Raw genomic sequence first — 26,156 nt, 5'->3', positions numbered from 1 at the left:
GAAACAGAATGAAACTACGGCAATTGTATGGATGTTGCTGACTGCGGAAAAACATCGACGAGAAAATTTCATTTTCTCGTCACAGGGTGGGCTTTTTCACTTGACAGGGAGCCTTCAAATGGGTGACACCAGGCAATACCAGGGATACCAGGGGAGGGGAGCTAATCATACCATCGCATGATGAACTATAAGCTCATTGCGAACCCGGCGGCGGGCAGGGGCAAGGCACGGAAAGCGGTCCTGAAGGTAGTGGAGGTCCTGAAGAAAAAGGGCGTTCTCTTTGACCTCGAACTGACCAAAGGACCCAGGGACGCCGCAGCGATCGCCCGGCGCGCGGCGCCTGATTTCGATGCGATCATCGTGGTGGGCGGCGACGGCACGGTGAACGACGTTGTTCCTGGGATGCTCTATTCCGGGAAACCCCTCGGCATAATCCCCATGGGGTCTGGAAACGATTTCATCAAGTCCCTGCATATTCCGAACAACATCGAGTCGGCCGTGGACGTGGTCCTCCGGGGCGCGACGAGGACCATCGACGCGGGCCGGATCAACGACATGTACTTTGCCAACGGCGTGGGGATCGGGTTCGATGCCGCGGTCAACGCAGAGAGCTACAGGATCAATCACTCCAGGCACGGACTCTGGCTGTATGTTTGCGCTTTGGCGCGGGTGCTCGGCAGGTTCGATCCTGTCCCGGTCACGATCACGCTGAACAATGAGGAGATTTCACAGAAAATATTTCTCCTGAGCATCGGGAACGGCACGACCTGCGGCGGCGGATTCAAGCTTACGCCACACGCGAAGGTGGACGACGGGCTCCTCGACGTGACGATCGTGGGCCCGCTGGGGCTGTTGGCGCTGTTATGGCATCTGCCCAAGGTCTTTCTCGGCACCATAGACCGGGTGAAATATGCGAAGCTCAGACGGACGTCGAAGCTTATGGTCAGGAGTGAGGTCCCGGTGCCTGTCCATGTTGACGGCGAGATATTTACCTCGCCGGACAATAGGTACGAGATCGAAGTGGTCCCGCGAGCTCTCATCGTGATCGGGAACCTTTAGAGGACCTTGAGGGTCACCCATCTTCATCTTTGGGGACATACTATATCGTTGTTGAATCTATTCACCCGTTGCGCGGGGAAATTATAATGAGACACGAGAGGTGGCCGGTTATTTGAGAAGCGCGCCGGACCCACCGTCGCGATCAGAAAAGGAGAAAAGCCAATGGCAATGAAAGTTGAGATCAAGGACAACAAGCTCTCTATCGAAATTGATCTGGAAACTCCGACTCCGTCGGCATCCGGCAAGACCCTTGTCGTTGCAAGCACGCGGGGAAATATTGTCACCACCGCCAAAGTAAATGACAAGCCGGTCATCATCGGCCTGAATGCCTATATCAAACCGTGATGGGAAAGGGATGGACGGCCCTTGAGCCGCTTTTCATCTTACTTCTCCTGTTCAACGCGGCGTGTTCGCCTGTCGTTTATGCCGGAAATGCATCTTCTGAAGGAGCACCCTTGATCGCACCGATAAATAACGACGGCAAATATGAGAACTGGCTGCCGACCCCGATGTTCGTTGAAGGCGGCATGGCATCGGAAATCTGGAAATGGATAAAGGGGGGGGAACGTCAAAGACCCGGGGGTGAAATACCGGTTGTCCTTTTGGACAAGGATTCTTTGAATGGGAAACCGGCCGACGGGCTGACGGTCCGATGGCTGGGGCATTCAACGGTCCTTATCGAGATCAGCGGTCACCGGGTGCTGATTGATCCGGTCTTCTCCCGATACGCCTCACCCGTTCCCGGGTTCGTGAAAAGATTCAGCAAAGCTCCGGTCAGCGCGGATGCACTGAAGGGGATCGATGCCGTTGTACTATCGCATGACCACTATGATCATCTGGATAAGGATTCGATCAGATCGCTTTCGCGGTCCGGGGCGGTTTTCTTTGTTCCCGCCGGGGTTGCCGCATATTTGCGGAAATGGGGCGTTCCTGCGGGGCAGATCAGGGAATTAACGTGGTGGGAGGAATCCACGTTCGGAACACTGAAATTCATCTGTGTTCCGGCGCGGCATTTTTCAGGCAGGGGGCTCTTGAGCAGAAATAACACGCTCTGGGCGGGATGGATCGTGCTGAGTGAAACAAGGAAACTGTATTTCAGCGGGGACACGGGATATGCGGGCCATTTCAAGGCCATTGGTGACAAGTATGGGCCCTTTGATCTGACGCTCATCAAGATCGGCGCTTACGCAGACAAATGGCCATATATCCATGTCAAGCCGGAAGAAGCGGTGAAAGGACATATCGAAGTAAAAGGGAAGATGCTTTTGCCGGTCCACTGGGGAACATTTACGCTGGCCCTTCACGCATGGGATGAGCCGATCATACGGGCCGTGAAAGCAGCGAAGCAAAACGAGGTCCGGATCATTACGCCGATAATTGGAGAACTCGTGGATATTGACAAGCCCATTACCAATCGGAACTGGTGGGAGGAAGTGAAATAAGGATGGAGTGATAAGGTCAAAGTTAAAAGCTCAGGCAGGGTGGATAACCACTCTTATCTCAAGGGCGGAATCGCTTTACGGTAGGCAAGGAGGATGCAATGGCACAGAAAAAGATCGCTGTTCTTGTAGGAAGCCTTCGAAAGGAATCACTGAATCGCAAAATGGCAAAGGCGCTGATGACGCTATCGCCTGGTTCTCTCAAACTCGAAATTATCGAGATCGGAGGACTGCCGCTCTACGATCAGGACAGGGATGACAATCCGCCGCCTGCCTGGACCGAGTTCCGTGAACATATAAAAAATGTTGACGGTGTTCTGTTTGTCACGCCTGAGTACAACCGATCGGTTCCGGGAGCGCTCAAGAACGCTCTTGATGTGGGTTCCCGTCCCTATGGCAAAAGTGCGTGGGCTGGAAAACCGGGCGCCGTCGTGAGCGTTTCACCCGGCGCATTGGGCGGTTTCGGCGCGAACCATCACCTGAGACAATCGCTGGTGTTTATTAATGTGCCGACCATGCAACAGCCGGAAGCTTACATCGGGCAGGCCGCGAACCTCTTCGACGAGAACGGCAATATCGTCAATGAAGCGACCCGGGAATTCGCGCAGACGTTTATGCGCGCCTTTGCGTCGTGGGTTGAAATTAACACGTAGAGGAGGCAGGGGGCAGGGTCTCTGCAAAATGCAGAGGGCATAGCGCAGGGAGGCTATCCCCCGGGTTCAAGACAGATCATTCAACTGCCGCTCATGATGGGAAACGTGCCGGAGCGGAGGAGGGGATACTTACCTTATCCTATGATTCACCGTACGTGAGCTTTCGCTCAAGGTCTTTCGAGTGAGAGATGCGCTTCGCCTCATCGAGCGTTATGAGGCCCGCTTTGCAGAGCTGAATGAGATGCTGGTCCATTGACTGCATGCCGTATTCGTCGCGTCCTTTTTCGATATACTGCTCGATCTCGTCGAGGTGATTGTCCCTGATGCACGCCTTGATGGTGGATGTCGCATACATCACTTCAAGGACCGGCAGGACCGATTCTTCGTTTTTCCCTCGCACCAGCCGCAACGAAATGATCGCGACAAGGCTCTCCGCCAGCCTGCTCCTGGCATTCTCCTGCGCCTGAGGCGGGAAATAACCAATGATACGGTTGATGGACGAAGCCGTATTCTGGGTGTGAAACGTGGACAATACCAGGTGCCCCGTCTCGGCGGCCTTCACGCAGGCGTCTATTGTTTCGAGATCCCGTATTTCTCCGACCATGATGACGTCCGGATTCATGCGCATTGCGGACCGCAGCGCGACGCTGAAATTATCCGTATCGATGCCCACCTCCCGCTGGATGATACAGCTTTTGTTCGAAGTGAACAGGAACTCGATCGGGTCCTCGATCGTAATGATATTGTAATCGAAATTATCATTGATAAATCTCATCATCGAAGCAAGCGTCGTTGATTTGCCGTTGCCGGTCGGCCCGGTGACGAGGATCAGTCCGTTCGGAACCTGCACGATTTTGCCGAGCACCGGCGGAAGATTCAGCTCCGCGAACGTGCCGATCTGGTGAGGTATCACGCGCATAACAACGCCGAGATTGCCGCGCTGACGGAAGATGCTCACCCGGAAGCGGCCGACATTCGCCAGCGTGTAGGACGTATCGAATTCCTTCAAGTCTTCGGGCAGCTTCCGGTTGTGCTGCTCCATAACCGCGTTTGCGACGAACTCAGTATCTTTTTTTGTCAGGTTCTCGATCTTGGAGCGTATAAGATGACCGCGCGCCCGGAACATCGGCGGGTTGTCGACCTCAAAATGGATATCCGAGACCTTTTTTTCGAATGCGATGTGAAGGATCTGGTTAAATATTGCGATATTCATGGCGACTTGTTCCTCCGCGTTTTATCAGAGTCGAAGACACATCCCGGGATCTATGGATTTTGCGCCGCTTTCGTAACCTGTTTGCGGAAGATCGCATATTCCAGAACAATGCCCGCTTGCAGGGAAAGGATCTCGAACATATCGAGCCGCACGGGAGACGCCTCTTTCTGCCCGAAATCCCCGTAGATCATCGCTACGACCTTTCGATCGCATATCAAGGGCAGCAGAACGATGGCGGGCCGCAGCGGCATGCCTATTTCCGTAAAAAATGTCCTGAGCGTTTCATCGCCGCCCTCTCCATAATAGGCCCGCCCTTTTTCAAAAACGTCACGGAACACCGAAGGCTTGGAAAGCTGGACCTTCAGCCCTGCCGCCGAAGCCGGCCCCCTGCTTTTCACGGAACCGACCCCCATGGCCCGTTCCCCGATCAATTCCGAACCACGGACGACAAGCGTGACCGCGCGTTCGAACGTCTCGGACACCGCCGTGAGAACCACGAGGAGCGCATCGGCAGGGTTGGTGATCCCGCGAAGCGACGTGATGCCGTCTTTCAGCTTCTTGCCGTAGATATCAGCATCATCGTGTCCGTACTGAAAACTATTGACATACGACTTGAACGCGTCGAGGAACTTTATCATATCCTGGATGTACGTTTGTCTCCGGTCCTCTTTCGACGGCTTGGGGAGAACAGCCGTCACGCCGTCATGGTACGATTGAAGGATGAAATCACTGTCCTGAGGAGAGGCGAATTGAAGAACGGGAACCGCGGAGTATTTTCCCCTCACCTGATTCCTCATGCCGGCGATCTTTTCCCGGGAAAACCCGTTCTCTGTTTTCAGGGGATTGTCGAAGACAACGACCGGCATTCTCGCGGACAAGAGGCACTGCGATACCATCCGGTCGAGATCCTTTTCGTCGTCCGTCGAAAATACGAGCACTCCCTCATCGTTGCAGAGAGACATAACTGAATGAATGATCAGCGTATCACGGCTGAACAGGACGATGGCCTTGTCGGCCTGTTTCCCCTTATCGTCGGGCCCGACCTTTCGGACCAGGGATTTCCCCAGAAAAGAAATAAAGGCCTCCTGCTCATCAGAAGAAAAACCCGTGAGCAGTTCCTTTATTTTCCGGCGCTGGATCTCGACCGGATCAAAGACTTCCATTTCAGAAACAGGCCGGGCTATCTTCTTCTCAAGCCGGTCGAGGTCGGCAAGCCCGAGATCATCCGCGGTAACGGACGAACGTTCTCCTTTTGGTTCACCGGCGTTTTCCTCGGGAAGGACATCGGGATAGATCGCCACAAAGGAAGGCACTCCTTTTCCTTCCCGGCGGTCGCGTTCCCGCTCGTCGGAGAAGCGAAGCGCCTCCATCAGAACCATCTGTGCATCAACTCCCAAATCCTGCCCTCCTTCGGAAGAAACGACGATCGCATCCGTGTCGAACGTAAACGTGCCCTTTGTCCAGCTCATCAGCTCAACGATCGTCAACTCGGCCAGCTTTTTCAATCCTCTCAGGGCGTCTTCCCGCTTCAGCGTGCCCATCTGCACCAGGGTGGCGAGAAGCAGCATGCGGTTCTTATGCGCATTCTTCATGACGCCCATTGCCTGCTTGAGATCGTCGATCGTTATGGCGCCCGTTTTCACCAGGACGGTCCCGATGCGAACACTGTTGTCGATATGATTTGCGCCGACAATATTCCCGGCGCTGAAAACAATCCTGCTCTCCCCGTTGATCCCCTTAACGGAAAAAATGCCCGATTGGCGCGTCGCGTGGATCAACTGGATGATGTCCACTATGTTCAGATGTTCTAAATCTCCGGTAAACGCCATGTTCTCCTAATCCCCGGTATTGTATATAATCTGGATGAATTCGCTCATTGCATTACTTTGAATTATATATTGACCGGGGATAAGAATCAAGGGCAATCGAGGGTCGGCCGGAGCTTGACAAAATATTCACTGGGCGTATACTCTTCAACAAACAACAGAAACCTTCAGGCATAGGTCTTTCTCATTGCGACTGACCCTCATGAGAACAAGCCAGGGTACACATGCTCGAAGAATAATTTGCGCTTCCGCAGGACACTCCTTGAGAAACCACGATGGAAAAGAACGGACTAACATCATCTGAACCGCCGGACCCTGAAAAGAGCCATGGCTTTCGGAACATCCTGAATACGATCATCCTCATCGCGGGACTGGTGGGCGCATGGTTCCTGCTGGATTGGCTGATGGGCGGCAAATAACGGGGAATCCAGGATGTATAACCAAAACCTCGAAGACAAGATCGACGCTGCTGCGAAGGAATGGCGGAACGTTGAAAAAAAGAAGATGTTCGGCGGCGTCTGCTACCTGCTCAAGGGCAATATGGCCTTCGGCATCCATAAGGACAGCCTGATCGTTCGCATGGACAGGGACCTGGCGGAGAAGAGCCTCACGGGGCGGAACGTAAAGCCCTTTGACATCACCGGCAGGCCGATGAGCGGCTGGGTCATGGTGCAGGAAGCGGGGTGGAAGAGCGCTGCCGGCCTGGCGAAATGGATCGACGCGGGGAAACGGTTCGCGCTGTCGCTGCCGGAGAAGAAGGGGAAGGGAAGAGCGAAGAAGACGAAGACGTTGAGGGAATATAATGCGTAAATGACCCCGGATCCGGATGGCTTTGCGGTCACTCGCGGCGGGGGAGAGGTTGCCTTATGAAGATCAAGATGGACTTGACGAGCATTGAATGGTGGTTTTGGACGGTCACGCTGGTACTGATCGTAGCGGCCGTTGTCGGCTGGACGCCGGGCTACGCCGGGGTCATGATCGTGAGCGCCGTACAGGCGGTCACCATTGCCATGCGGACCGGCAGCGCGGTGTCCTTTCCTTCCCAGGTGCGGATCGCCTACTTCGCCTACACGCTGCTCGGTCTCTGGGATGCGGGGCGGGTTTACTGCTACGCGCTATTGATCGTGGGCACGGCCATGGTGGTATTCTTCGACCGCTGCGGGATCGCGCTGGTGTTGAAGCAGTTGCCCTGGAACAAAGGGATGGAAAATCCCCAGTGCAAGCTGCCGGGGAGTGAAGGAAAACAACGTTAGGGACAACGCGCATCCGTATAAGCCTGTAGCGTAGGGAATGTCAAGCCGCAACAGGCTGTTGAAAAAGTCTTTTTGTGGTTCGACAGGCTCACCACGAACGGATAAATACGAATAAATTCAATATACGCTCCGCTCGTCCTGAGCCCTGAGCTTGCCGAAGGGTCGAAGGGTAAACTAAGTGTTTTTCAACAACCTGGCAAGAATTGGCCCTATGGGCTTATCATGATAGCGATCGGTTGATCAAAGATCAAGGAGGGTGGCAAATGGCAGATAAAACATCAATGATATTATGTCCGGCATGCGGCGGTAATGGTTCCATAACGTGTCTTGTTTGTCACGGGCAAGGAAGGCAGTCAAGTACGAATGCAAGTCAACGATCTTGTCCAAGTTGTCACGGCATGGGGAAAAGCGTCTGTCCCCGGTGTCGGGGCGCTAAAAAAGTAACTGGCGAAAAATAGGATCATGTAACGTATTATCGGGGAGAGGGATGTTCCTGCGATATCTGCGGCATCCGCGGATATATCCTGATCCCCATAGGTTTGAGGAGATTTTGTATGAACAAACTATTTTTTTCAACAATGCTTCTTGTCCTGCTGTCCGCCGCATCAACGAATGCGGCAGGGCAGTTCCCGACCGACGTGATCAAGACCTCCTCCGGCGACCTGAAGATAACGTTCATCGGCCATGCGTCGCTGATCTTCTCCTTTAACGGCAAAATATTTCATGTCGATCCGTTCAGCAAACTCGCGGATTATGCGACACTTCCCAAAGCCGATGTCATCATCATCACTCACGAGCATGGAGACCACCTTGATCCTGCCGCGATCGGGAAGATCCGAACGGAAAAGACAAAGGTCGTGCTGACCGGGACTGCCGCAAAGCAGTTCCCGGGCGGGATCGTCATGAAGAACAACGACGTGCAGATCGTCGAAGGTGTCACGATCGAGGCCGTACCAGCCTACAATATCGTCCACAAGCGCGATACGGGAGAGCCTTTTCATCCCAAGGGCGCGGGGAACGGGTACATCATGGCCTTCGGCGACAAGCGGGTGTACGTGGCCGGGGATACGGAGAACATCCCTGAGATGGCAGGTTTCAAGAACATAGACATCGCGTTCCTGCCGATGAACCTGCCGTATACCATGACCCCGGAAATGACCGCCGCCGCTGCAAAGATGGTCCAGCCGAAGATCCTCTATCCCTACCACTACGGGTCCACCGACACCTCTTTGCTCATGGCGCTGTTGAAGGACCACAAGGGGATCGAAGTGCGCATCCGGAAGATGGAGTAGCTCAACCCCTTCAACTCCTCGGGAATCCCGGAGGATAGGGCGCGTACCCGTCATTGTCCCACAACCTGTTCGTCCTCTCCTGGCCGCAGTCAAGAATGCCTTTTTTGCACAGCGTTTCCCGCCACTCATACTTGACCAGGGTCTTCTGGACCGGGGCGCTCTCGGGTTCGAACTCGACCCGCACCACCGGAGAATAGGTCGGGTCGCCGAAACCCGTTCCCGCGCTCTCGCCGGCAAGCGCTTTTCCCTTTTTTCGCGCTGCACTGTCCATTGAAGGTGCTGACGGCGCTGCCTCATTTCTGCTCATATCGTACAGTGGTTGCGACCGATCCTTCTGTCGGTACACCGCGACGGCGATCACGCCCATGGCCGATGAATCGGCAAAGGTCCGGATGCTGTAGGAGTCCGCGGGCTCGGTAAAGTAGAACCGGTGGACCTCGCTGTCCGTGGTCCTCCACCCGTCGTATCGCACGTGCTCATAGGCGTTCACAATGTACATCGTCTCATTGTTCCTGAGGTCCGATCGTGATCCGGTAATGATGTTCCTCCCGTCAACGGCAATGACCACGCCGAGGCGTTCCGGCGAATTGTTCCTGATCATGACCCCGTAGTTCTCGCCTTTTTTTGCCTCGAGATACTTTTTGATGACGCGGGTTTCGTGTTTCCAGCGGTCTGAAGCGGGGAAGTCCCGGTACACGCTGCCGTTGTCCGAAATGATCTCGACGGAGACGCCTCCCGCGAGAGGGGCCCTGCCATGCCCGAATACCGGTGCTGCTGATACGAGTACTGCCATGATGATGCCGATCACTGTGTTTCTCATTGTGTTTTCCTTTCTTGTCCCGGTGAGGTAGCAAAGACAATTGTCTTTGTCGTTTCTACCTCATGAGACAAGGTAAGGATGGGTTTTGTTCCCAAAGGAACAAAGAAAATCGATTCTGTCGGGTATGACATATAACTATTGGATATTTCGGGAGAGACTGCTATGATGTTCTCGTAAATCCCGAATGCCTTGCCGGATGATTTACCGTACTGTTCCCGATTTGTTCAAGGATCCTTTCTTATTAAGGACGACATGGCGCTGAAATCCACGATATTCAAAGCAGAGCTCCAGATCTCCGATATGGATCGCAACTCTTACGGAGATCACAGCCTTACCATCGCCCGCCACCCGTCCGAGACCGACGAGCGCATGATGGTGCGCCTTCTGGCCTTTGCCCTGCACGCCGATGAGGCGCTGGTCTTTGCCGACAGCATCGGAAACGATGATGAGCCCTCACTCTGGCAAAAGGACCTGACCGGCGCGATCCAGGTCTGGATCGACGTGGGTCAACCCGACGAGAAACGCATTCGCAAGGCCTGCGGACGCGCGTCCCGGGTATTCATCTTCGCCTACGGCGGCCACGGTGTTGACGTGTGGCTGAACCAGATCAAGAACAGCCTCGAACGCTTGAGGAACCTGGCTGTAATAAACTTGCCCGCGGGCGCTCCCGCGGCCCTCGCCAGGCTGGCGAAGCGCAGCATGAAACTTCAATTCACTATTCAGGATGGCCAGGTATGGGTGACCGATGACCAGGAAACCGTGCACCTGGACCTGACGAACGCAACGGTCTTGTCGCCTACCTGATAGGTCAATGGCATGTCGCGGTCAATGATTATTCTTCTTCAGTTATTTTCAGCAATAAAGCTCTTCCCCTGTTCTTATTACCTCTTGCGCCATTCACGGGCATTGGTTTACAATATAACGAAGTGACCAGGGGGATATTGATGCACCCGTTGCGGCTCGTAATTTGTCGTACACGATCGGGGAGATCAGACCTTCAGGAAGGCAGGACACGCAAATGGGGATTATCGAAAAGCTGGGAACATTGTTCAGCAGCAAGGACGAGGGTGTCCCGAAGGTGCGGCCGGGCAGGAACGAACCCTGCTGGTGCAACAGCGGGAAGAAGTACAAGAAGTGCCATGAGCCTGAGGACGATAAAAAGGCGGCGAAAATGTGTGCCATCAACTGCGGCCCCACGTGAAGCACCAAGTGAGCTGAGTTCAGCCCATTGCAGACAGTTGCAGCAGCGGGGTCAAACCGTTGATGTAAACAGGCATGTTATCCGTAATCAGGCTGTTGAAAAAGTCGAAAATCACAGAAGATATCATTCTGAGTCCTTCGATTCGTCATCCTGAGTGAAACGAAGGATCTCGGAGTTTCTCAGGATAGACTCCGCGAAGAATCTTGCCTTTCCCAATACTTGAGATCCTTCACTTCGTTCAGGATGACACATCACAATGGTTTTTCAACAGCCTATTGCGGCTTGACATCTCATCTTTTCCGCCACTCCCTTACCTTTTGACAGAGGTGATTTTTTACCGTATAATGGCTTCACTGATGCTTATTCGAGAAGGAGGAATGCCATGAAGTTGCAACCGATGAATGATTGGGCTGTTGTACGGCCGTCCGATGCGGCGGAGAAGACCGCGGGAGGGCTCTATATTCCGGATAGCGCGAAGGAAAAGCCGCAGGAAGGGGTTGTTGAGGCGATCGGGCCCGGCGCGTACGAGGAAGAGAAATACGGCAAGAAGAAGATCGAAAAAAAAGATCGAAAGTTCATTCCCACGACGGTGAAGCCCGGCGACCTGGTGCTCTATGAGCGCTATGCAGGCCAGACGTATACCATCGGTAATGAGGACCTGGTCCTTGTGCGTGAGCGGGACATCCTTGGTACTCTGTCGGGCGAGGACCGGAAACCGCTCCAGATCCCGGCGTCCACATCCGCGCGGGGGGCAACAGCGCTTGTGAAAAAAGTCCCCGCTCAGGTGCAAAAAACGAAAAAAGCAACAGTCAAAAAGACGGGAAAGAAAAAATAGCAGACAGAGGCTCATATGGAAGACGAGTCCGTTATACGGGAGAAAAAGATCCAGTCCATCCTTGAACAGGAGCTGGAGGACGGCGAGAGCCTGGCTGCCGAGGCGAGAAAGGTGGTCTCTTATCTGCTGGTGGAGAAAAAGGGATACCTGCCGGAGGACATCGAGAAGAGGGTGGTATTCGAGGTAAAACTCGGCCAGGAAACGATGTATTCTTCCGTGGACTTTCTTATTTCGATCTCGGGGAAGAAAGCCATGGTCATCAAGTGCGCCGCGGGCTCACTTGATTCACGGGAACGCCAGGCAGTGGCCATTGCCCGGCTGATCGGATCACCGCCCGTGCCTATTGCGGTAGTGGCGGACCCCGTGAACGTGGAAGTATTGGATGTTGCGACAGGCAAGGTTGTGGGAGAAGGGTTCGGCGCTATTCCCGTCAGGGACCGGATCATCCGGATGCTTTCAGAATCTTCTTCCCAACCGCTCCCGCTGGATCGGATTGAGAAGGAAAAGCGAATTCTGCTGGCCTTTGACGCCATACGCTGTTGTGTGCCGCAGGGCGCGGATGGCGGCGTTTCCATCAAGGGGCCTGTTGCCCGCGAAGAATAGACAATACCTACCTGCGTTCTTGTATGCCCCGCCTCCCGGTGTCCCGGGATTGTTCTCACTACTGCGTATTAATACGTAAAGACCGCGTTGGCAGCCACGGAGCTTTCGATCAGGTGTGACGCATTCACATAGCCGTTAATCCCGCCAATGCAGCTCTCGGTCGATATATCGTGGGACGCGATGGAGGGATTGCAGCCATACAGCCTGCCCCCCATGTCCTGATAATGCTGGATCAGTTCAGCCAGCGGGTCGAATGTCGCCGCTTTGATCCCTTTTATATATTCCGTCTGGAACAGCTTGATGCCGTTATCCAGGACGAACATTTCGCAATCGTATCCGAAGCTCAGTGCCGTCAACGCCTGCGCAAAGACGCTCGAGACAAGCTCCTTTCGCGACTGGGGGTCGTGGGTTAAAATATACACGATCTTTTTCATGGGTTCTGCCTCTCTTGTGGTAATTAAATGAACAGCGTAGTATTCGAACGGAAAGAATCATTCAGGAACGTTGCCGCGCCGCCGATCTCGATACCGTCGAGCAGGTCCTCTTTTTTGATGCCCATCACGTCCATGGACATCTGGCAGGCGATGATCTTGATGTCCATTTCCTGTGCCATCCCGATCAGGGACTGAAGAGGTTCAACGTTCTTTTTGCCCATCATGTAGCGGAACAAGCGCGGGCCGATGCCGCCAAAATTCATCTTTGAGGTCCCCAGCTTGAGCGGGCCTTTGGGCCTCATCCAGAGGACCATCTTCTCGAGAAGCTTTCTTCCCGCGGTATTGATGACCGGTTTTTTTATGGCGTCGAGCCCCCAGAAGGTAACGAACATGGAGACTTTTTTCCCCATGGCCAGGGCCCCGGTCGCAATGATGAAGGCGGCAAAGACCTTATCGAAGTCTCCGCTGAAGAGCACCATGGTCAATTGGGAGCTGTTCTTTTCGAGTTTCGCGAGTCGGCTTTCCAGTTCCCGTACCGTTTTTGCCAAATCGTTCTGCTCCATGCTTCCTCCTTAATAGTTATTTTTTAGTGATCGTCGCAGTGATGTCCTTGCCGGACTTCGTAATACCGTTGAGCACGTTCCCCGTCTCATTGCACCATGCCGTGATGTCGGGTTCGAACGCCGCGTCGTCGCAGATGACCTCGAAGACGTCGCCGGGCGCCCCTTTTCTTGTTGCCATCGACAGCTTGATGACCGGCATGGGACAGGACATCCCTCTAAAATTTAAAATTGTTTTCCCCATATATCCTCCTTCCTTGAGTAGTTACCGCTCTTGGTTTATTATTATCAGTTTTTCAGAAAAAAAGCTACTGCAATTTTCCCTTGGGTGGCAACTTCCCCCTGTCGCCGAGCGCACGCAACGGCAATTCAGTGCAGGCCGTATTTTGTTTATTATACCTTATTGGCCGTACGATGTATATACCAGATGAAAATATTTTTACAACCGCGCGCCAAAACAAACCTTGACGGTAAGCTTGCCCTGATGCTAAAATAACCGAAATTTCGATGAATAGAGGCAGATGAACAGGGCAGCGAGAAATATCATCCTTTTTATTTCGCAGGGAGCCTACGCGGGGAGAGCTCCGGTCGCCCCCGGAACAGCGGGGACGGTCGTCGGGGTATTTCTCTACCTGGGGATGAAGGGTCTGCCTCCCGGGCACTATCTTGCTGTCTGCGTTCTCGTAACCCTCGTCGGGATGTGGGCTGCCGGTCACACGGAGATCATGCTTGGCCGAACGGACAGCCCCTCGATCGTGATCGACGAGATCGCCGGGTTTCTTATAGCAATGTTCATGGTTCCACCGCGCTGGTTCTTTATCGTCTCCGGTTTTCTGCTCTTCAGAGTGTTCGATATCATAAAACCCTGGCCTCTCAGGCGTCTGGAGGAATTGCATGGAGGCCCTGGCGTGATGCTCGACGACGTTGGGGCGGGCGTGTATACTAATATCGTGCTCCAGATTGTGGCGCTTCTCATTTCCCGATGAACCAGATAACCGAAGAGACCTTTGAACAGACCCTCCAGTCCTTTATTACCTCCGAGCAGATCGACCTCCGTGACGTGACCTTTATCGATCCCTACGGCATGCTGGGACTCCTTGAGATCGGCGAGCTCTGCATGCTCGAAGACGTGAAAAAAACGGTTTTGCTCCCACAGTCCGGCGAGGTATGCGCGTATCTCGAACGGATGGATTTTTTCACCCACGCGCGCCGGTATTTTTCCCTCGACCAGTCCCCATGTCAACCCACCAATCAAAAAATCCGGACCCCGGAATCGGACGTGCTTCTCGAGATCACGCCCATCGAACGATCGAACGACATCCATGCCATCGTCGGCACGGTGAGGGAACGCGCACAGGCCATCCTCGCGACCCACCTGCACTACGACGACCGGGCGATAAACAATTTTATCGTTGCACTCTCCGAAGTCTGCCAGAACGTAACCGAGCACAGCGAGAATAAGGGATTTGTTGGCATCCAGAAATACCGGTTCCAAAGCATGAATAAGAATGTCGTCAAGATCGCGGTCATGGACGTGGGCATCGGATTTCGAAAATCTCTGGCAGAACGTTTCAAGCTGCGAGGCGATCTCGATGCCATCGAGAAAGCGTTCCTTCACGGCGCTTCCCGGTACGAAGACGAGGGCAGGGGACACGGCCTCGCCGCTGTCCGGCGGTTCGTTGAACAATGGCAGGGCAAGCTCTCCATCCGCTCGGGAACGGCCAGACTTTCTCTTATTCCCGCATGGGCCAGGGGCAAGGCGAAGGAAACGAATCTCAGAGCCTTCCCCGGCAGCCAGATAAATATCATGCTGCCTGAAGTGTGATTTTTATTTTTTTAAAGATGTCTTTTCGTCATTCCAGCGAAAGCGGGAATCCATCCAGCATTTTTTTCTGAAATTTCCCCTTGACAAATCCGCTCATTTATGGTTCAATTGATTCAATTGAACCATACGTCTTTACTCCCTCGCCCCCCTCGGGGAGAGGGTCGGGGTGAGGGGAAATTTCTCTTTTTGCATAGGGGCTGGAGATGGATGTTATGAAACCGATAGTCACTGCTGAATTGATAGAGCACAAAATATTTCTAGTACGAGGGCAGAAAGTCATGCTCGATGGCGACTTGGCGGAGTTATACGGCGTGGAGGCCAAAGTGCTGAATCAGGCGGTAAAGCGGAACATCAAACGCTTTCCTTCTGATTTCATGTTTCAGTTGAGCGAAGATGAGGACAAGGCTTTAAGGTCACAATTTGTGACCTTAAAGCAAGGGCGAGGAAAGCACCGGAAATACCTGCCCTATGCCTTTTCGGAGCAGGGCGTTGCCATGCTCTCAAGCGTGCTGAACAGCGATCGCGCGATAGAAGTCAATATCCTCATCATTCGGGCCTTTGTGAAACTTCGGGAGATGATCGCATCGCACAAGGATCTGGCGCGGAAACTCGATGAGCTCGAAAAGAAATACGACGGCCAGTTCCAGATCGTATTCGAGGCTATACGACAGCTTATGGCGATAGAGGAAAAGCCCAAACGGAAGATCGGATTCCTAATCAAGGAAAGCCGGGCAACCTACAAAACAATGTAGGTAAGATTGAATGCAGCGAGCCATGAGTGAATCACCTGAAAGTGAATGGTATTCGACCATGCAATCGTTGGAATAATAGATGGCTAAATGAAAGGTAGGCACAAGATATGAGGGGACAGTGGATTGGAAGATATATCGGCTCCAGCGAAGGAGTGATTATCGTGAATATAGATGAGCGCTCATCGCACTATCAGGGAGTTGCTTATCTTAACGAAACCAATAAAACACTACCCAGCACCGCTGCCTGGTTTCATACTGAAAACAAGAATAAGAATTTCCAATTTCGTACCGATTTGATTCTGCCGATTGATCCTCCCGGGATACCTACTTCCGCGGACAAAATTCGGGACCACTACACAGAGAACGTAGGTATTTCCAACTACGCTGATGTAAATGGTTCTTGGGAAAGCGACTCTCTGAAACTTTCGTGGACTACCAACAGCGGTACGAAAGGCAACTGCACGTTGCCACTGTCTATGGCGGATAAACCATCGGAACTTGTCGCACAAAACAAAGAATGGGGCGCATTCAAAGAATATGTGGCTAGCCTGGAGGGGAGGAGATTCCTCTTTCGTGGTCAGAACAAGCCGTGGCGCTTGCGAACATCGTTTCATCGTGCTAACCGGGCCGATCTCACGCGATTTTTAAATGAAGACATTCAAGTGCTGCACAAGCATCTAAGTGCAAGGACAAAGCATGTCTTCAATTTGGAAAACCCAAATGAGAATGGTGCTTTTTTTATAATTTGGTTCAGCACCATGGTTATCCCACGCCTCTACTCGATTGGACGTATTCTCCCTATGTTGCAGCGTTCTTTGCCTATCGTGGCATCTCAAATGATAAGGCCGCCGAAGCTGTTCCAGCGGATAAGGTAAGAATCCACGTATTCGATCAAGCCCAGTGGAAAATCGACTTGAATCAATTGCACATGCTGGCGACCGCTGGACCTCATTTATCGATTGGAGAGTTCCTCGCAATCGAAAATGAGAGGATGATTCCACAACAGGCGGCTTCAACAGTTACGAATGTCGACGATATTGAATCTTACATTAAGACCAAAGAGTCTGATGGCAAAAAGTACCTCTGGGCAATTGATCTCCCCATCCGCGACCGCAAACAAGTCGTCCGTGAACTCGGGTACATGGGCATCACGGCAGGTTCCTTATTCCCAGGATTGGATGGGGTTTGCGAGGAGTTGAGTGAGCGCAACTTTGAAATCTAACGAAAACAGTCGAACCATCCTCGCTTCGCTGGGTGGCTCACCTCATCGTTAATAAACTGATTTCAATTACTGACCTTCTCCGGCAGGGCCGGGGAAAGAAGATAGAGAAACGGGAACTGGAATGATCAAGTACGACCTCTATAAACTCTTAAAAGAAGAACTCGGTAACGGCTCAAAGGACCTTGTCACCCGGCCTTCGGGACAGGCGATCCGGGAGCGGATCGAGCGGGACATTAAAGATGAGCCGAACGGCGCCGTGGTGGCCCTTGATTTCTCGAAGATCGGGGTGATCGACTATTCCTGCGCAGACGAGATCGTGACAAAGCTCGTGTCGCGCCTCCTCGGCGGAGAATATGGGGACAAGTACCTGCTCCTTGCGGGGTTGAACGAAAACCAGAAAGAGAACATCGAGGTCGCCATCGAACGAAAGGACCTCGCGGTCATGGCGGAGATGCGGGACGGCAGCAGGGTTGTTTTGGGAAATCTCAATAATTATCTCAAGGACACGCTCGACTTCATCGTCAAAAAGAAACGAGTAACAGCCAAAGAACTCTCGGATGCTAAAAAAATTGAGGCGAACACGAGCGGTACGCGGCTTCTGAACCTTTTCAAAAAGCGGCTTGTGAAGCGAATTGAGGAGGCCCGCAGTGATGGAAAGGTATGGGCTTACGAACTCCTCTGACAAGTTGTTGAAAAACTCTTCGTTCACCCTTCGACAAGCTCAGGGCGAACGGAGGGATCATAGAATTTTAAATCTATAGCCGTTCGTGGTGAGCTTGTCGAACCACTTAAAACACTTTTTAAACAGTCTCCTGAGGGCCAAATTTAATTGACGTCGGGTGCAACACGATGATACAATAACCTTTGTCCATTCTTTATCAAGGTATTCTTCTATGCGCGCTGAAATCATAGCCACCGGCACCGAACTCCTGTCGGGCGGCGTGCTCGACACGAATTCCCTCTACCTTTCGGAAGAGCTCATGCTCGTCGGCCTTGAGACCGCGTTCAAGACCGTGGTGGGGGACGACGAGCAGGACATGGAAGAGGCGCTTCGGAGGGCTTTCGGACGGGTGGAAGTAGCGATCATCACCGGCGGAATCGGCCCGACCGAGGATGACATCACGCGCAAGGTGATCGCCAAGATCGTCAAGAAACGCCTGGTGCTGAACGATGAAGCGCTGAAGGCCATTCACGCAAGACTTGCCGGCAGGGGAAAAGAATTCGCCGCATCGAACGACCGGCAGGCGCTGATCCCGACGGGCGCGAGGCTGCTTCAGAACCCCGTAGGCATTGCACCGGGTTTTTTCATTGACGAGGAAGGGCTGTTCATCGCGGTTCTTCCGGGGGTGCCGATTGAGATGCGGGCCATGTTCGACGCGGGCCTCCGGCCCGTGCTTGAAGAGCGGTTCGGCGGCAGGACGTTCATCCGGCGACGGGTATTGCGCACCTGCGGTCTGTCCGAGTCGGCCGTGAACCAGGCGATCCAGAACATTCTGAAGCGCGGAGTCCCGGTTGTGGGTCTGACCGCAAAGGAAACCGGGGTGGATATTCGCATCATCGCCCGTGGGCCCAATGCCGAGCAGGCGCAGGCGCAGGCGGAAAGGACCGACGCGGGAATACGGGAAAAGCTGGGCGACGCGGTGTACGGCGTGGACGGCCAGGAGCTTGAAGAGGTGGTCGGCGCTCTCCTGAAGCAACGGAGGCTCAAACTTGCGGTCGCGGAATCATGCACCGGCGGGATGATCGGCGGCCGGATCACGAGCATTGCGGGAAGTTCGGAGTATTTCGAGCGCGGCGTGGTGGTGTACAGTTATCTTGCCAAGACCGAGATGCTCGGCGTGCCGCAGGACCTCATCGAGCGGCATGGCGCGGTCAGCGGCAAGGTAGCGGAAGCCATGGCACGGGGGATACGACAAGCCGCGCGCACGGAACTCGGACTTGCCGTTACCGGCATCGCGGGCCCCGGCGGAGGGACACAAAAAAAGCCGGTGGGGCTTGTCTACACGGCGCTCGCTTCAGCGCAGGGGGTCAAGATCGCTGAACACCGGTTCCTCGGGACGCGGGAACAGGTCCGTATCAGGGCGTCGCAGATGGCGCTGGATATGGTGAGGAGACATTTGATAGGATAGACGAGGGACGAAGGACGACAGACGAGAGACGACGGACGAGGGACGACAGACGAAGAGCCAAGTCAAAATCGTCCGTCGTCCTAGTGAGCAAAGCGAACGATCGTCCATCGTCCATCGGAATTTATTGTGAGACTGTTTATCGCCATAGAGATACCCGCGTCTGTAAAAAAGGAATTGGCCGTGGCTCAGGGCAGGCTCAGGGTCGCGGGTGTGGATGCAAGCTGGAGCCGGGCAGAGGGTATGCACCTGACGCTGAAATTCCTGGGTGAGGTGACGGATCAGAAGGTCCCGGAGATCATGAGCAGTCTTCAAAAGGCAGCGGAAGGAATTGGGCCGCTCGGACTTTCTGTTTCAGGCATCGGGGCTTTTCCAAATCCGAAAAACGCGCGGGTGGTCTGGATCGGACTTGCCGGGGATATCGAGAAGCTCACGCGGCTCCAGGTTGCTGTTGAAAATGCCATGGTCCTTCTGAACATCGCGCGCGAGGAACGGAAGTTCACTCCGCACCTCACACTCGGCAGGATCAAGTACATTCGGTCCAGCGACAGATGGCTCAAGACATTGGAAGAGATCAAGGACATCAGTCTGCCGGGGTTCGAAGTGACCTCCGTCAGCCTCATGAAGAGTGAGCTGAAACCCTCTGGCGCGGTGTATACGGAGATGGGGCGCGCGGAGCTTCAATAAACGATAGACGAGAGAAGCGGGACGAGGGACGCGGGACGAGTGACGACGGACGAGAGACAAAAGATTATTCGTCCCTCGTCTTAGTGAGCGCAGCGAACGATCGTCCATCATCCCTCGTGATGTAACCTTCGGACGATTCATAACTTGAAAGGAGATACACAGTGGCGGATAAGGATAAACTAAAAGCATTGGAACTGGCGGTGGGCCAGATCGAGAAACAGTTCGGCAAGGGGTCCATCATGCGTCTGGGCAGGGAGGAAGTTCCCGCGGGGATTCCCGCGATATCCACCGGGTCCCTGGGCCTGGATATCGCACTCGGGGTGGGCGGCGTGCCGCGCGGAAGGATCATCGAGATCTACGGCCCCGAGTCATCCGGCAAGACCACCCTGGCGCTCCATATCCTGGCCGAGGCGCAGAAGGCGGGCGGCCAGGTCGCATTCATCGATGCGGAGCATGCGCTGGATGTGACGTATGCGCGCAAGCTCGGCGTGCACACCGACGACCTTCTCATCTCCCAGCCCGACACGGGAGAACAGGCTCTCGAGATCACCGAGACGCTCGTGCGGAGCGGCGCCATCGACGTGATCGTCGTCGATTCCGTCGCGGCGCTTACGCCGCGGGCCGAGATCGAAGGCGAGATGGGCGACGCGCATATGGGACTCCAGGCGAGGCTCATGAGCCAGGCGCTCAGAAAGCTCACCGGCGCCATCAGCAAGTCGGCAACGACTCTCGTTTTCATAAACCAGATCCGCATGAAGATCGGCGTTATGTTCGGGAACCCCGAGACCACCACGGGCGGCAACGCGCTCAAGTTCTACGCCTCGGTGCGGCTCGACATCCGCAAGATCGCGGCCATCAAGGAAGGCGAGGAAGTGACGGGCGGCAGGGTGAGGGTCAAGGTGGTGAAGAACAAGATCGCGCCGCCGTTCCGCTCGGCCGAGTTCGATATCATGTTCAATGAAGGCATCTCAAAGATCGGTGAGATCATCGACATCGGTGCGGAAAAAAATATCGTGGAAAAAAGCGGGGCCTGGTTCTCCTACAGCGGCACGCGGATCGGCCAGGGCAGGGAGAACGTCAAACTGTTCCTGCACGATCACCCCGAGATGGCCACTGAGATCGAGGCCAAGGTGCGGCAGGCCGCAGGTCTGACCGGTTCCGTTGCTTCCGCTCCGGAGAGCGCGGCGGCAAGGGAGAAGGAACCTGCTCTCTCTGTGGAGAAACCGGCGAAGGCCTCGAAAGGGAAATAGCGAGAATCAATCGAGGAACAGACTGATACCACAGAGTACACAGAGAAAAGCCAACTATCGAGAAGGATATCGATGAAGATTAGAACCTGAAAGGATCGAACAACAAAAAACACCTCTTAAGGAGAGGACACGGAGGGAGTAACCTCGAAGCCGTTCCAGTCTCTGTGTTCTCTGTGGTTGCAGTTTGACAATGTAAATAAGTGGAGCGCACGGGAGGTAGCCATGAATCTGAATGATTTGCTCAAGATAACCATCGAAAAAAAGGCTTCCGATCTGCATCTGAAGGTCGGTGTGCCGCCCATCCTCAGGGTCGACGGCAGGCTGATCTCCATTGAGACCGAAAAGCGGACGTCCCAGGAGGAAGCCCTTGCCACTGCGCTGGGCATCATGAACCCCGTCCAGAAGACAAAGTTCCTGGAGAAAAAAGAGCTTGATATGGCCTATGCCGTGCCGGGGATGGGCCGCTTCCGCGTGAATGTGTTCCAGCAGCGCGGCAGCGTGGGCATGGTCTTCCGTATGGTCCCGGGCAAAATACTGAACTTTGAAGACCTCATGCTCCCGACGGTGCTCCAGAAGATCGGGAGCGAGCAGCGCGGACTCATCCTAGTTACGGGAACGACGGGGAGCGGCAAGTCCACGACCCTCGCGGCGCTGATCGACTACATCAACATGTCCCGGACCGCCAATATCGTCACGATAGAGGACCCGATCGAATTTCTTCATCGGGACAAAAAGAGCATCGTCAATCAGCGCGAGATCGGTTCGGACACCTTTTCGTTCAGTGATGCGCTCCGGAGCGCGCTCCGGCAGGACCCGGATGTCATCCTCGTGGGAGAAATGCGCGACTTCGAGACCATCTCCACGGCCCTGACCGCTGCCGAAACGGGACACTTGGTGCTCTCCACCCTGCACACGCTGGACGCGTCGGAGACGGTCAACCGCATCATCACGGTATTTCCTCCCTATCAGCAGAAGCAGGTTCGGATGCAGCTCGCGTCCGTGATCAAGGGGATCATTTCTCAGCGCCTGGTGGCCAGGGCCGACGGCAGCGGACGTGTGCCGGCAGTGGAAGTGATGCTCGGCACGTTGTCGGTGCGCGAGGCGATCATCGACGAATCCAAGACCCGTCAGATATCGACGATCATAGCCGGGGGCCAGCTTCACTATGGGATGCAGACCTTCGATCAGTCGCTTCTTATGCTCTACAAGAAGGGGATCATCAGCTACGACGAGGCGCTGATGACGGCGAGCAATCCCGACGATTTTGCGCTCAAGGTCAAAGGCATCCAGTCGACGAGCGATATGTCGATGGAAGCGGAAGAGAAGAGGATGTCGCCGGGCATAAAAGGAACGATCAGTGGTACGAAACCGGCGACAGGGAGCGCCGGCACGCCAAAAAAGGAAGCTGAGGCGAAGGAGTACAAGGGCTCCTCGACGGACAGCGATTTCAAAATAGATCGGTTCGGGGACAAGTAAACCGGCGAGGGACGATGGAATCCAGAGGGACGACAGACGAGGGACGAGAGACGCAAAAGTCGTGGCGTCCATCGTCGTAGTGAGCGAAGTCACGCCGCGGCGTGATCGTCATTCGTCCATCAAGGTTAAAAAAGGGGACGGCGCAGTCACGTGAATGACAAGGAACTCACCCGCGCTAAAAATGCGGCTTACCGTCTTCTTACCTATCGGCCCAGAAGCAGGGCGGAGATCGAGGCAAAGCTTCATGACAAGGAATTCGACGATGCGATAATCGAGACTGTTCTTGCCGGCCTGGAGCGGTTTGGTTACGTGAATGACCTGCAGTTTGCGCGTGACTGGACCCGAAGCCGGATCAGGCTTCAGGGGTTCGGCAGGCGCAGGATCGGGCAGGAACTCAAGAACAAGGGGATCGGCCGGGAGCTCATCCGGGAGGTCTTTGCCGAGGTTTTTAGCGAAGAAACCGAGATCGAGACCGCAAAGCGGGTTGCCGGGAAAAAATTGAATACGATGGGATCCCGGTCCCTTGACCGCGAGACCCGCAGGCGCCGGCTGGCGGGGTTTCTGGAACGGAAAGGGTTCTCTTTTGAGATTATCAGGGATGTGCTGAACCAAACCGATAAATCTATATAAACGGCAATCAACAACGGATAAAAACAGATCAACACAGCACTCGGACCTGAATCTTCCAGAGGAGCTGTTTTTATCTTTGATTATTTTATTGTAACTGTTCAGGTACCCGATATCCGTCGTCCCCGAATGCCTCTATCGGGGACCCAGGGATGTTGAAAACCTCTGGATTCCCGATTAAATCGTTCGGGAATGACGACATTTTATAGTATAGCGGCAGCTTACTTGTCATGGTTCTCGATAATTTCATGCCATCTGAGTAGTTACATTATTATTCTCTATTAATGTCAGGAGTTAACATTGAAATCGAACGAATTACGAAAACTGTTCATTGACTATTTTTCCCAACACGGCCACAAGGTGGTGCCGAGCTCGTCCCTTGTTCCGAAGAACGACCCATCGCTCCTGTTCACGAACGCGGGAATGGTCCAGTTCAAGGGCGTGTTCCTCGGCGAGGATGCGCGGGATTACAAGCGCGCGGTCACGAGCCAAAAGTGCGTTCGCGCCGGAGGCAAACACAACGATCTCGAGAACGTCGGCCATACGGCGCGGCACCATACCTTCTTTGAGATGCTCGGCAACTTCTCCTTTGGAGATTATTTCAAGAAGGAATCCCTCGAGTACGCCTGGGAATTTCTCACCAAAAAGGTCAATCTCCCGGCAGACAAGCTTTGGGTGACGGTGTACAAGGATGATGACGAGGCCTTTGAGCTCTGGCGGACCGTGATCGGCGTTCCGGCCGATCGTATCGTACGCCTCGGCGAGAAGGACAACTTCTGGTCAATGGGAGACACCGGGCCCTGCGGCCCGTGCTCCGAGATCCTTATCGACCAGGGGCCCGAGATGTCCTGCGGAAAGCCCGGATGCGCCGTGGGGTGTGACTGCGACCGGTATCTCGAGATATGGAACCTGGTGTTCATGCAGTATAACCGCGACGAGACGGGCAAGCTCACCCCGCTGCCGAAGCCGAGCATCGACACGGGCATGGGCCTGGAGCGCCTGTCCGCCGTAGTGCAGAAGGTCAGGAGCAACTTTGAAACCGACCTGTTCCAGTCCATCATCAAAGAGATCGCGACCCTGGCCGGCGTGCCGTATCACAAAGATGCGCAAGCAGACATCTCCTACCAGGTTATCGCGGACCATCTTCGGGCCATGACCTTCCTTATCACCGACGGCGTGCTTCCCTCAAACGAGGGTAGGGGGTATGTGCTGAGGCGTATTCTCCGCCGGGCCAGCCGCTACGCGAAGCTCATCGGCATCAACAAGCCGATCCTGTACAGGCTTACCGGGGCCGTGGTGGACGAGATGCGGGAAGCCTATCCCGAGCTCGCGGACAGCCGGGATCATGTGGCAAAGGTGGTGCTGCTCGAGGAGGAACGGTTCGCTGCCACGCTCGACTCCGGTCTTGCTCTTTTGAACGAATCCGTTGCAAAACTCAAGGCCTCGGGTCAGGTCATGGTCCCCGGAGACGTGCTGTTCAGGCTCTATGACACCTTTGGATTTCCCCTGGACCTTGTCGCTGACATGGCAAGGGACATGCATCTCGAACTGGACGAAGACGGCTATCGCCGCGCCATGCAGGAACAGCGCGAGAAGGCGCGGGCTTCCTGGGCAGGATCGGGCGAGGAGAAGGTAAAGCCGATTTACAAGGAAGTCTCCGCAGGCATCAAGAAGCCGCTTTTTGTCGGCTATACTGTGCTCGAAGGCACTGCGGAAGTCCTGGCGATCATCAAGGGAGACAAAAAAATCACCGAGGCCCATGATGGCGATGAGGTGGAGATCATCCTTGATCAGACGCCTTTCTATGCCGAGTCGGGCGGACAGGTGGGGGACAAAGGCGAGCTTCTGGGAGAAGCATCAAAATTCGACGTTACGGACACGATAAAGCCGGTCCAGGACCTGATCGTCCACAAAGGGAAGATCAGGAAAGGTACCTTCAAGACCGGCGATGCGATACTCGCGAAGGTAGAGACCGGCAATCGGGCCGATATCGCCAGGCACCATACGGTAACGCATATTCTCCACGCAACGCTCCGGTCAGTGCTCGGCGAGCATGTGAAACAGGCGGGATCGCTGGTGTCGCCTGAACGGCTCCGCTTTGATTTCACGCATTACACGGCGCTCACGGAACGGGAAAAGGAACGGATCGAAGAACTGGTGAACGAGCGTATTCTCGAGAACCATCCCGTTGACACGGCGGTCATGGATATCGACCAGGCCATTGCCGCCGGCGCCATGGCGCTCTTTGATGAGAAATATGGCGATACGGTCCGGGTGGTCACGGTGAAGGATGTGAGCAAAGAGCTCTGCGGCGGGACCCATACCCGTGCGAGCGGCGATATCGGCATGTTCAAGATCGTTTCCGAGGCCGGCATCGCGGCCGGGGTCCGAAGGATCGAGGCGCTCGCCGGACGACGTGCGTATTGGGACGTGAAAAAAGAAGAGAAGTACCTTCGGGAGATCGCCCTGGTGCTGAAGGCATCTGACGCCGACATTGTCGGCAGGGTCGAGAAGCTGGCGGCACAGCTCAAAGAGAGCGAGAAAGAACTTGACCGGATAAAGCACAAGCTCCAATCCTTTCAGGCCGGCGATGTGATCGGGGAGGCAAAAAAGATCCATGGCGTCATGGTGCTCGCCAAGCGGGTCGATGGAATTGATCCAAAAGATCTGCGGGCTTTCGGAGACAAGCTCAGGGACAAGCTCGGGTCGGGCGTTCTGGCGCTCGGTTCGGTGAAGGACGACAAGGTGAGTCTGATCGTGATGGTCTCAAAAGACCTGACGACCCGGTTCCATGCCGGAACCATCATCAAGGAGATGGCGCCTATCCTGGGCGGCACAGGAGGGGGCAAGGCCGATCTTGCCCAGTCCGGCGGCAAGGACCCCGGGAAACTGGACGCGGCGCTTGATGCGTTGTACGATGCGGTAAAAAAAGCGGCTGGATAGACTCCGGCCAAGGAGCGATGCCTCAGGTTGTTGTAATAGATTCGTTTCCCGTTCACTCAC

The 26,156-nt window shown here is 54.5% G+C and carries 29 protein-coding genes and 1 pseudogene; 24 read left to right on the top strand and 6 right to left on the bottom strand.

All coding sequences use genetic code 11. The annotated features are described in order from the left end of the window. Positions 1–177 precede the first annotated feature (177 nt). The 4 genes from M0R70_13680 (at position 178) to M0R70_13665 (ending at position 3,151) form a co-directional block, all read left to right on the top strand. Positions 178–1,059 carry a diacylglycerol kinase family lipid kinase gene (locus tag M0R70_13680; GenBank protein MCK9420415.1) on the top strand — a complete coding sequence of 294 codons (882 nt, stop codon included), beginning with the start codon at positions 178–180 and terminating at the stop codon, positions 1,057–1,059. A gap of 162 nt (positions 1,060–1,221) precedes the next feature. Continuing rightward, on the top strand, positions 1,222–1,404 hold the full coding sequence (locus M0R70_13675) for a hypothetical protein (GenBank protein ID MCK9420414.1): 183 nt from the start codon (positions 1,222–1,224) through the stop codon (positions 1,402–1,404). Positions 1,405–1,514: 110 nt separating this feature from the next. Continuing rightward, positions 1,515–2,501, top strand: coding sequence for an MBL fold metallo-hydrolase (locus M0R70_13670; GenBank protein MCK9420413.1), 987 nt, complete (start codon positions 1,515–1,517; stop codon positions 2,499–2,501). A 98-nt stretch (positions 2,502–2,599) separates the two neighbouring features. Beyond that, positions 2,600–3,151: an NAD(P)H-dependent oxidoreductase gene (locus tag M0R70_13665; GenBank protein MCK9420412.1), complete on the top strand. Its 552-nt coding sequence runs from the start codon at positions 2,600–2,602 to the stop codon at positions 3,149–3,151. A gap of 139 nt (positions 3,152–3,290) precedes the next feature. Here the strand turns inward: M0R70_13665 and M0R70_13660 are convergent, their stop codons facing one another. Together M0R70_13660 and M0R70_13655 are read right to left on the bottom strand one after the other, a co-directional pair. Beyond that, positions 3,291–4,364, bottom strand: a complete 1,074-nt coding sequence (locus tag M0R70_13660; GenBank protein MCK9420411.1) for a PilT/PilU family type 4a pilus ATPase — start codon at positions 4,362–4,364, stop codon at positions 3,291–3,293. 50 nt (positions 4,365–4,414) lie between these two features. After that, positions 4,415–6,193, bottom strand: coding sequence for a DUF4388 domain-containing protein (locus M0R70_13655; GenBank protein MCK9420410.1), 1,779 nt, complete (start codon positions 6,191–6,193; stop codon positions 4,415–4,417). Positions 6,194–6,465: 272 nt separating this feature from the next. On the opposite strand from M0R70_13655, the gene M0R70_13650 reads away from it, so the two are divergent. The 4 genes from M0R70_13650 (at position 6,466) to M0R70_13635 (ending at position 8,735) form a co-directional block, all read left to right on the top strand. Beyond that, positions 6,466–6,609, top strand: a complete 144-nt coding sequence (locus tag M0R70_13650; protein MCK9420409.1) for a hypothetical protein — start codon at positions 6,466–6,468, stop codon at positions 6,607–6,609. 13 nt (positions 6,610–6,622) lie between these two features. Further along, positions 6,623–7,000, top strand: a complete 378-nt coding sequence (locus M0R70_13645; protein ID MCK9420408.1) for a TfoX/Sxy family protein — start codon at positions 6,623–6,625, stop codon at positions 6,998–7,000. Positions 7,001–7,056: 56 nt separating this feature from the next. Continuing rightward, positions 7,057–7,443, top strand: coding sequence for a hypothetical protein (locus M0R70_13640; protein ID MCK9420407.1), 387 nt, complete (start codon positions 7,057–7,059; stop codon positions 7,441–7,443). 554 nt (positions 7,444–7,997) lie between these two features. After that, on the top strand, positions 7,998–8,735 hold the full coding sequence (locus M0R70_13635) for an MBL fold metallo-hydrolase (protein ID MCK9420406.1): 738 nt from the start codon (positions 7,998–8,000) through the stop codon (positions 8,733–8,735). 10 nt (positions 8,736–8,745) lie between these two features. On the opposite strand, the gene M0R70_13630 is transcribed toward M0R70_13635, so the two are convergent. Continuing rightward, positions 8,746–9,555 (bottom strand): hypothetical protein, encoded by an 810-nt coding sequence (locus tag M0R70_13630; protein ID MCK9420405.1) that lies wholly within the window; start codon positions 9,553–9,555, stop codon positions 8,746–8,748. Between the two features lie 252 nt (positions 9,556–9,807). Here M0R70_13630 and M0R70_13625 point away from each other — a divergent pair, with 252 nt between their 5' ends. From M0R70_13625 to M0R70_13610, 4 genes and pseudogenes are all read left to right on the top strand, one after another. Beyond that, positions 9,808–10,359, top strand: coding sequence for a YaeQ family protein (locus tag M0R70_13625; protein MCK9420404.1), 552 nt, complete (start codon positions 9,808–9,810; stop codon positions 10,357–10,359). Between the two features lie 214 nt (positions 10,360–10,573). Next, complete coding sequence (locus tag M0R70_13620) at positions 10,574–10,756, top strand: SEC-C domain-containing protein (GenBank protein ID MCK9420403.1); 183 nt, start codon at positions 10,574–10,576, stop codon at positions 10,754–10,756. Between the two features lie 382 nt (positions 10,757–11,138). Next, positions 11,139–11,453 (top strand): annotated as a pseudogene (locus tag M0R70_13615) (co-chaperone GroES). Between the two features lie 153 nt (positions 11,454–11,606). Next, complete coding sequence (locus M0R70_13610; GenBank protein MCK9420402.1) at positions 11,607–12,194, top strand: type I restriction enzyme HsdR N-terminal domain-containing protein; 588 nt, start codon at positions 11,607–11,609, stop codon at positions 12,192–12,194. A gap of 68 nt (positions 12,195–12,262) precedes the next feature. On the opposite strand, the gene M0R70_13605 is transcribed toward M0R70_13610, so the two are convergent. From M0R70_13605 to M0R70_13595, 3 genes are read right to left on the bottom strand one after another with little or no spacing between them, the layout of a single operon-like run. Then, positions 12,263–12,628: a DsrE family protein gene (locus M0R70_13605; GenBank protein ID MCK9420401.1), complete on the bottom strand. Its 366-nt coding sequence runs from the start codon at positions 12,626–12,628 to the stop codon at positions 12,263–12,265. Positions 12,629–12,651: 23 nt separating this feature from the next. Continuing rightward, entirely contained in the window at positions 12,652–13,191 is a 540-nt protein-coding gene (locus tag M0R70_13600) for a DsrE/DsrF/DrsH-like family protein (protein ID MCK9420400.1), read from the bottom strand. A 16-nt stretch (positions 13,192–13,207) separates the two neighbouring features. Then, positions 13,208–13,432, bottom strand: coding sequence for a sulfurtransferase TusA family protein (locus tag M0R70_13595; protein ID MCK9420399.1), 225 nt, complete (start codon positions 13,430–13,432; stop codon positions 13,208–13,210). A 277-nt stretch (positions 13,433–13,709) separates the two neighbouring features. Here M0R70_13595 and M0R70_13590 point away from each other — a divergent pair, with 277 nt between their 5' ends. The 12 genes from M0R70_13590 to alaS all read left to right on the top strand — a co-directional run bounded on the left by M0R70_13590 (position 13,710) and on the right by alaS (position 26,096). After that, positions 13,710–14,174, top strand: coding sequence for a phosphatidylglycerophosphatase A (locus M0R70_13590; GenBank protein MCK9420398.1), 465 nt, complete (start codon positions 13,710–13,712; stop codon positions 14,172–14,174). Beyond that, positions 14,171–15,013 carry an ATP-binding protein gene (locus M0R70_13585; GenBank protein MCK9420397.1) on the top strand — a complete coding sequence of 281 codons (843 nt, stop codon included), beginning with the start codon at positions 14,171–14,173 and terminating at the stop codon, positions 15,011–15,013. Before M0R70_13590 ends, M0R70_13585 begins: the two co-directional genes overlap by 4 nt. 212 nt (positions 15,014–15,225) lie before the next feature. Continuing rightward, complete coding sequence (locus M0R70_13580; protein MCK9420396.1) at positions 15,226–15,765, top strand: ORF6N domain-containing protein; 540 nt, start codon at positions 15,226–15,228, stop codon at positions 15,763–15,765. A 161-nt stretch (positions 15,766–15,926) separates the two neighbouring features. Further along, a complete protein-coding gene (locus tag M0R70_13575) occupies positions 15,927–16,640 on the top strand; it encodes a hypothetical protein (protein ID MCK9420395.1) in 714 nt (237 codons plus the stop codon). Positions 16,641–16,678: 38 nt separating this feature from the next. Further along, entirely contained in the window at positions 16,679–16,987 is a 309-nt protein-coding gene (locus M0R70_13570; GenBank protein MCK9420394.1) for a hypothetical protein, read from the top strand. 121 nt (positions 16,988–17,108) lie between these two features. Then, complete coding sequence (locus M0R70_13565; protein MCK9420393.1) at positions 17,109–17,669, top strand: STAS-like domain-containing protein; 561 nt, start codon at positions 17,109–17,111, stop codon at positions 17,667–17,669. Between the two features lie 211 nt (positions 17,670–17,880). Next, a complete protein-coding gene (locus M0R70_13560; GenBank protein MCK9420392.1) occupies positions 17,881–19,116 on the top strand; it encodes a competence/damage-inducible protein A in 1,236 nt (411 codons plus the stop codon). A 126-nt stretch (positions 19,117–19,242) separates the two neighbouring features. Beyond that, a complete protein-coding gene (gene thpR / locus M0R70_13555) occupies positions 19,243–19,800 on the top strand; it encodes an RNA 2',3'-cyclic phosphodiesterase (GenBank protein MCK9420391.1) in 558 nt (185 codons plus the stop codon). A 161-nt stretch (positions 19,801–19,961) separates the two neighbouring features. Further along, on the top strand, positions 19,962–21,050 hold the full coding sequence (gene recA / locus M0R70_13550; GenBank protein ID MCK9420390.1) for a recombinase RecA: 1,089 nt from the start codon (positions 19,962–19,964) through the stop codon (positions 21,048–21,050). A 222-nt stretch (positions 21,051–21,272) separates the two neighbouring features. Next, entirely contained in the window at positions 21,273–22,526 is a 1,254-nt protein-coding gene (locus M0R70_13545; GenBank protein MCK9420389.1) for a type IV pilus twitching motility protein PilT, read from the top strand. 150 nt (positions 22,527–22,676) lie between these two features. Then, positions 22,677–23,156 (top strand): recombination regulator RecX, encoded by a 480-nt coding sequence (locus M0R70_13540; GenBank protein ID MCK9420388.1) that lies wholly within the window; start codon positions 22,677–22,679, stop codon positions 23,154–23,156. Between the two features lie 297 nt (positions 23,157–23,453). Then, positions 23,454–26,096 (top strand): alanine--tRNA ligase, encoded by a 2,643-nt coding sequence (alaS, locus tag M0R70_13535; GenBank protein MCK9420387.1) that lies wholly within the window; start codon positions 23,454–23,456, stop codon positions 26,094–26,096. Positions 26,097–26,156: the final 60 nt, after the last annotated feature.

It is taken from the genome of Nitrospirota bacterium, assembly GCA_023229435.1.
GTDB lineage: Bacteria > Nitrospirota > UBA9217 > UBA9217 > UBA9217 > JALNZF01.
Note: the sequence above shows the minus strand (reverse complement) of the source record. Positions and strands in the feature narration are given on the sequence as shown.

Coding starts and splice junctions, on each gene's coding strand:
- M0R70_13680 (MCK9420415.1), top strand. CDS start 178: ATGATGAACTATAAGCTCATTGCGAACCCGGCGGCGGGCAGGGGCAAG.
- M0R70_13675 (MCK9420414.1), top strand. CDS start 1,222: ATGGCAATGAAAGTTGAGATCAAGGACAACAAGCTCTCTATCGAAATT.
- M0R70_13665 (MCK9420412.1), top strand. CDS start 2,600: ATGGCACAGAAAAAGATCGCTGTTCTTGTAGGAAGCCTTCGAAAGGAA.
- M0R70_13660 (MCK9420411.1), bottom strand. CDS start 4,364: ATGAATATCGCAATATTTAACCAGATCCTTCACATCGCATTCGAAAAA.
- M0R70_13655 (MCK9420410.1), bottom strand. CDS start 6,193: ATGGCGTTTACCGGAGATTTAGAACATCTGAACATAGTGGACATCATC.
- M0R70_13650 (MCK9420409.1), top strand. CDS start 6,466: ATGGAAAAGAACGGACTAACATCATCTGAACCGCCGGACCCTGAAAAG.
- M0R70_13645 (MCK9420408.1), top strand. CDS start 6,623: ATGTATAACCAAAACCTCGAAGACAAGATCGACGCTGCTGCGAAGGAA.
- M0R70_13640 (MCK9420407.1), top strand. CDS start 7,057: ATGAAGATCAAGATGGACTTGACGAGCATTGAATGGTGGTTTTGGACG.
- M0R70_13635 (MCK9420406.1), top strand. CDS start 7,998: ATGAACAAACTATTTTTTTCAACAATGCTTCTTGTCCTGCTGTCCGCC.
- M0R70_13630 (MCK9420405.1), bottom strand. CDS start 9,555: ATGAGAAACACAGTGATCGGCATCATCATGGCAGTACTCGTATCAGCA.
- M0R70_13625 (MCK9420404.1), top strand. CDS start 9,808: ATGGCGCTGAAATCCACGATATTCAAAGCAGAGCTCCAGATCTCCGAT.
- M0R70_13620 (MCK9420403.1), top strand. CDS start 10,574: ATGGGGATTATCGAAAAGCTGGGAACATTGTTCAGCAGCAAGGACGAG.
- M0R70_13610 (MCK9420402.1), top strand. CDS start 11,607: ATGGAAGACGAGTCCGTTATACGGGAGAAAAAGATCCAGTCCATCCTT.
- M0R70_13605 (MCK9420401.1), bottom strand. CDS start 12,628: ATGAAAAAGATCGTGTATATTTTAACCCACGACCCCCAGTCGCGAAAG.
- M0R70_13600 (MCK9420400.1), bottom strand. CDS start 13,191: ATGGAGCAGAACGATTTGGCAAAAACGGTACGGGAACTGGAAAGCCGA.
- M0R70_13595 (MCK9420399.1), bottom strand. CDS start 13,432: ATGGGGAAAACAATTTTAAATTTTAGAGGGATGTCCTGTCCCATGCCG.
- M0R70_13590 (MCK9420398.1), top strand. CDS start 13,710: ATGAACAGGGCAGCGAGAAATATCATCCTTTTTATTTCGCAGGGAGCC.
- M0R70_13585 (MCK9420397.1), top strand. CDS start 14,171: ATGAACCAGATAACCGAAGAGACCTTTGAACAGACCCTCCAGTCCTTT.
- M0R70_13580 (MCK9420396.1), top strand. CDS start 15,226: ATGAAACCGATAGTCACTGCTGAATTGATAGAGCACAAAATATTTCTA.
- M0R70_13565 (MCK9420393.1), top strand. CDS start 17,109: ATGATCAAGTACGACCTCTATAAACTCTTAAAAGAAGAACTCGGTAAC.
- M0R70_13560 (MCK9420392.1), top strand. CDS start 17,881: ATGCGCGCTGAAATCATAGCCACCGGCACCGAACTCCTGTCGGGCGGC.
- M0R70_13545 (MCK9420389.1), top strand. CDS start 21,273: ATGAATCTGAATGATTTGCTCAAGATAACCATCGAAAAAAAGGCTTCC.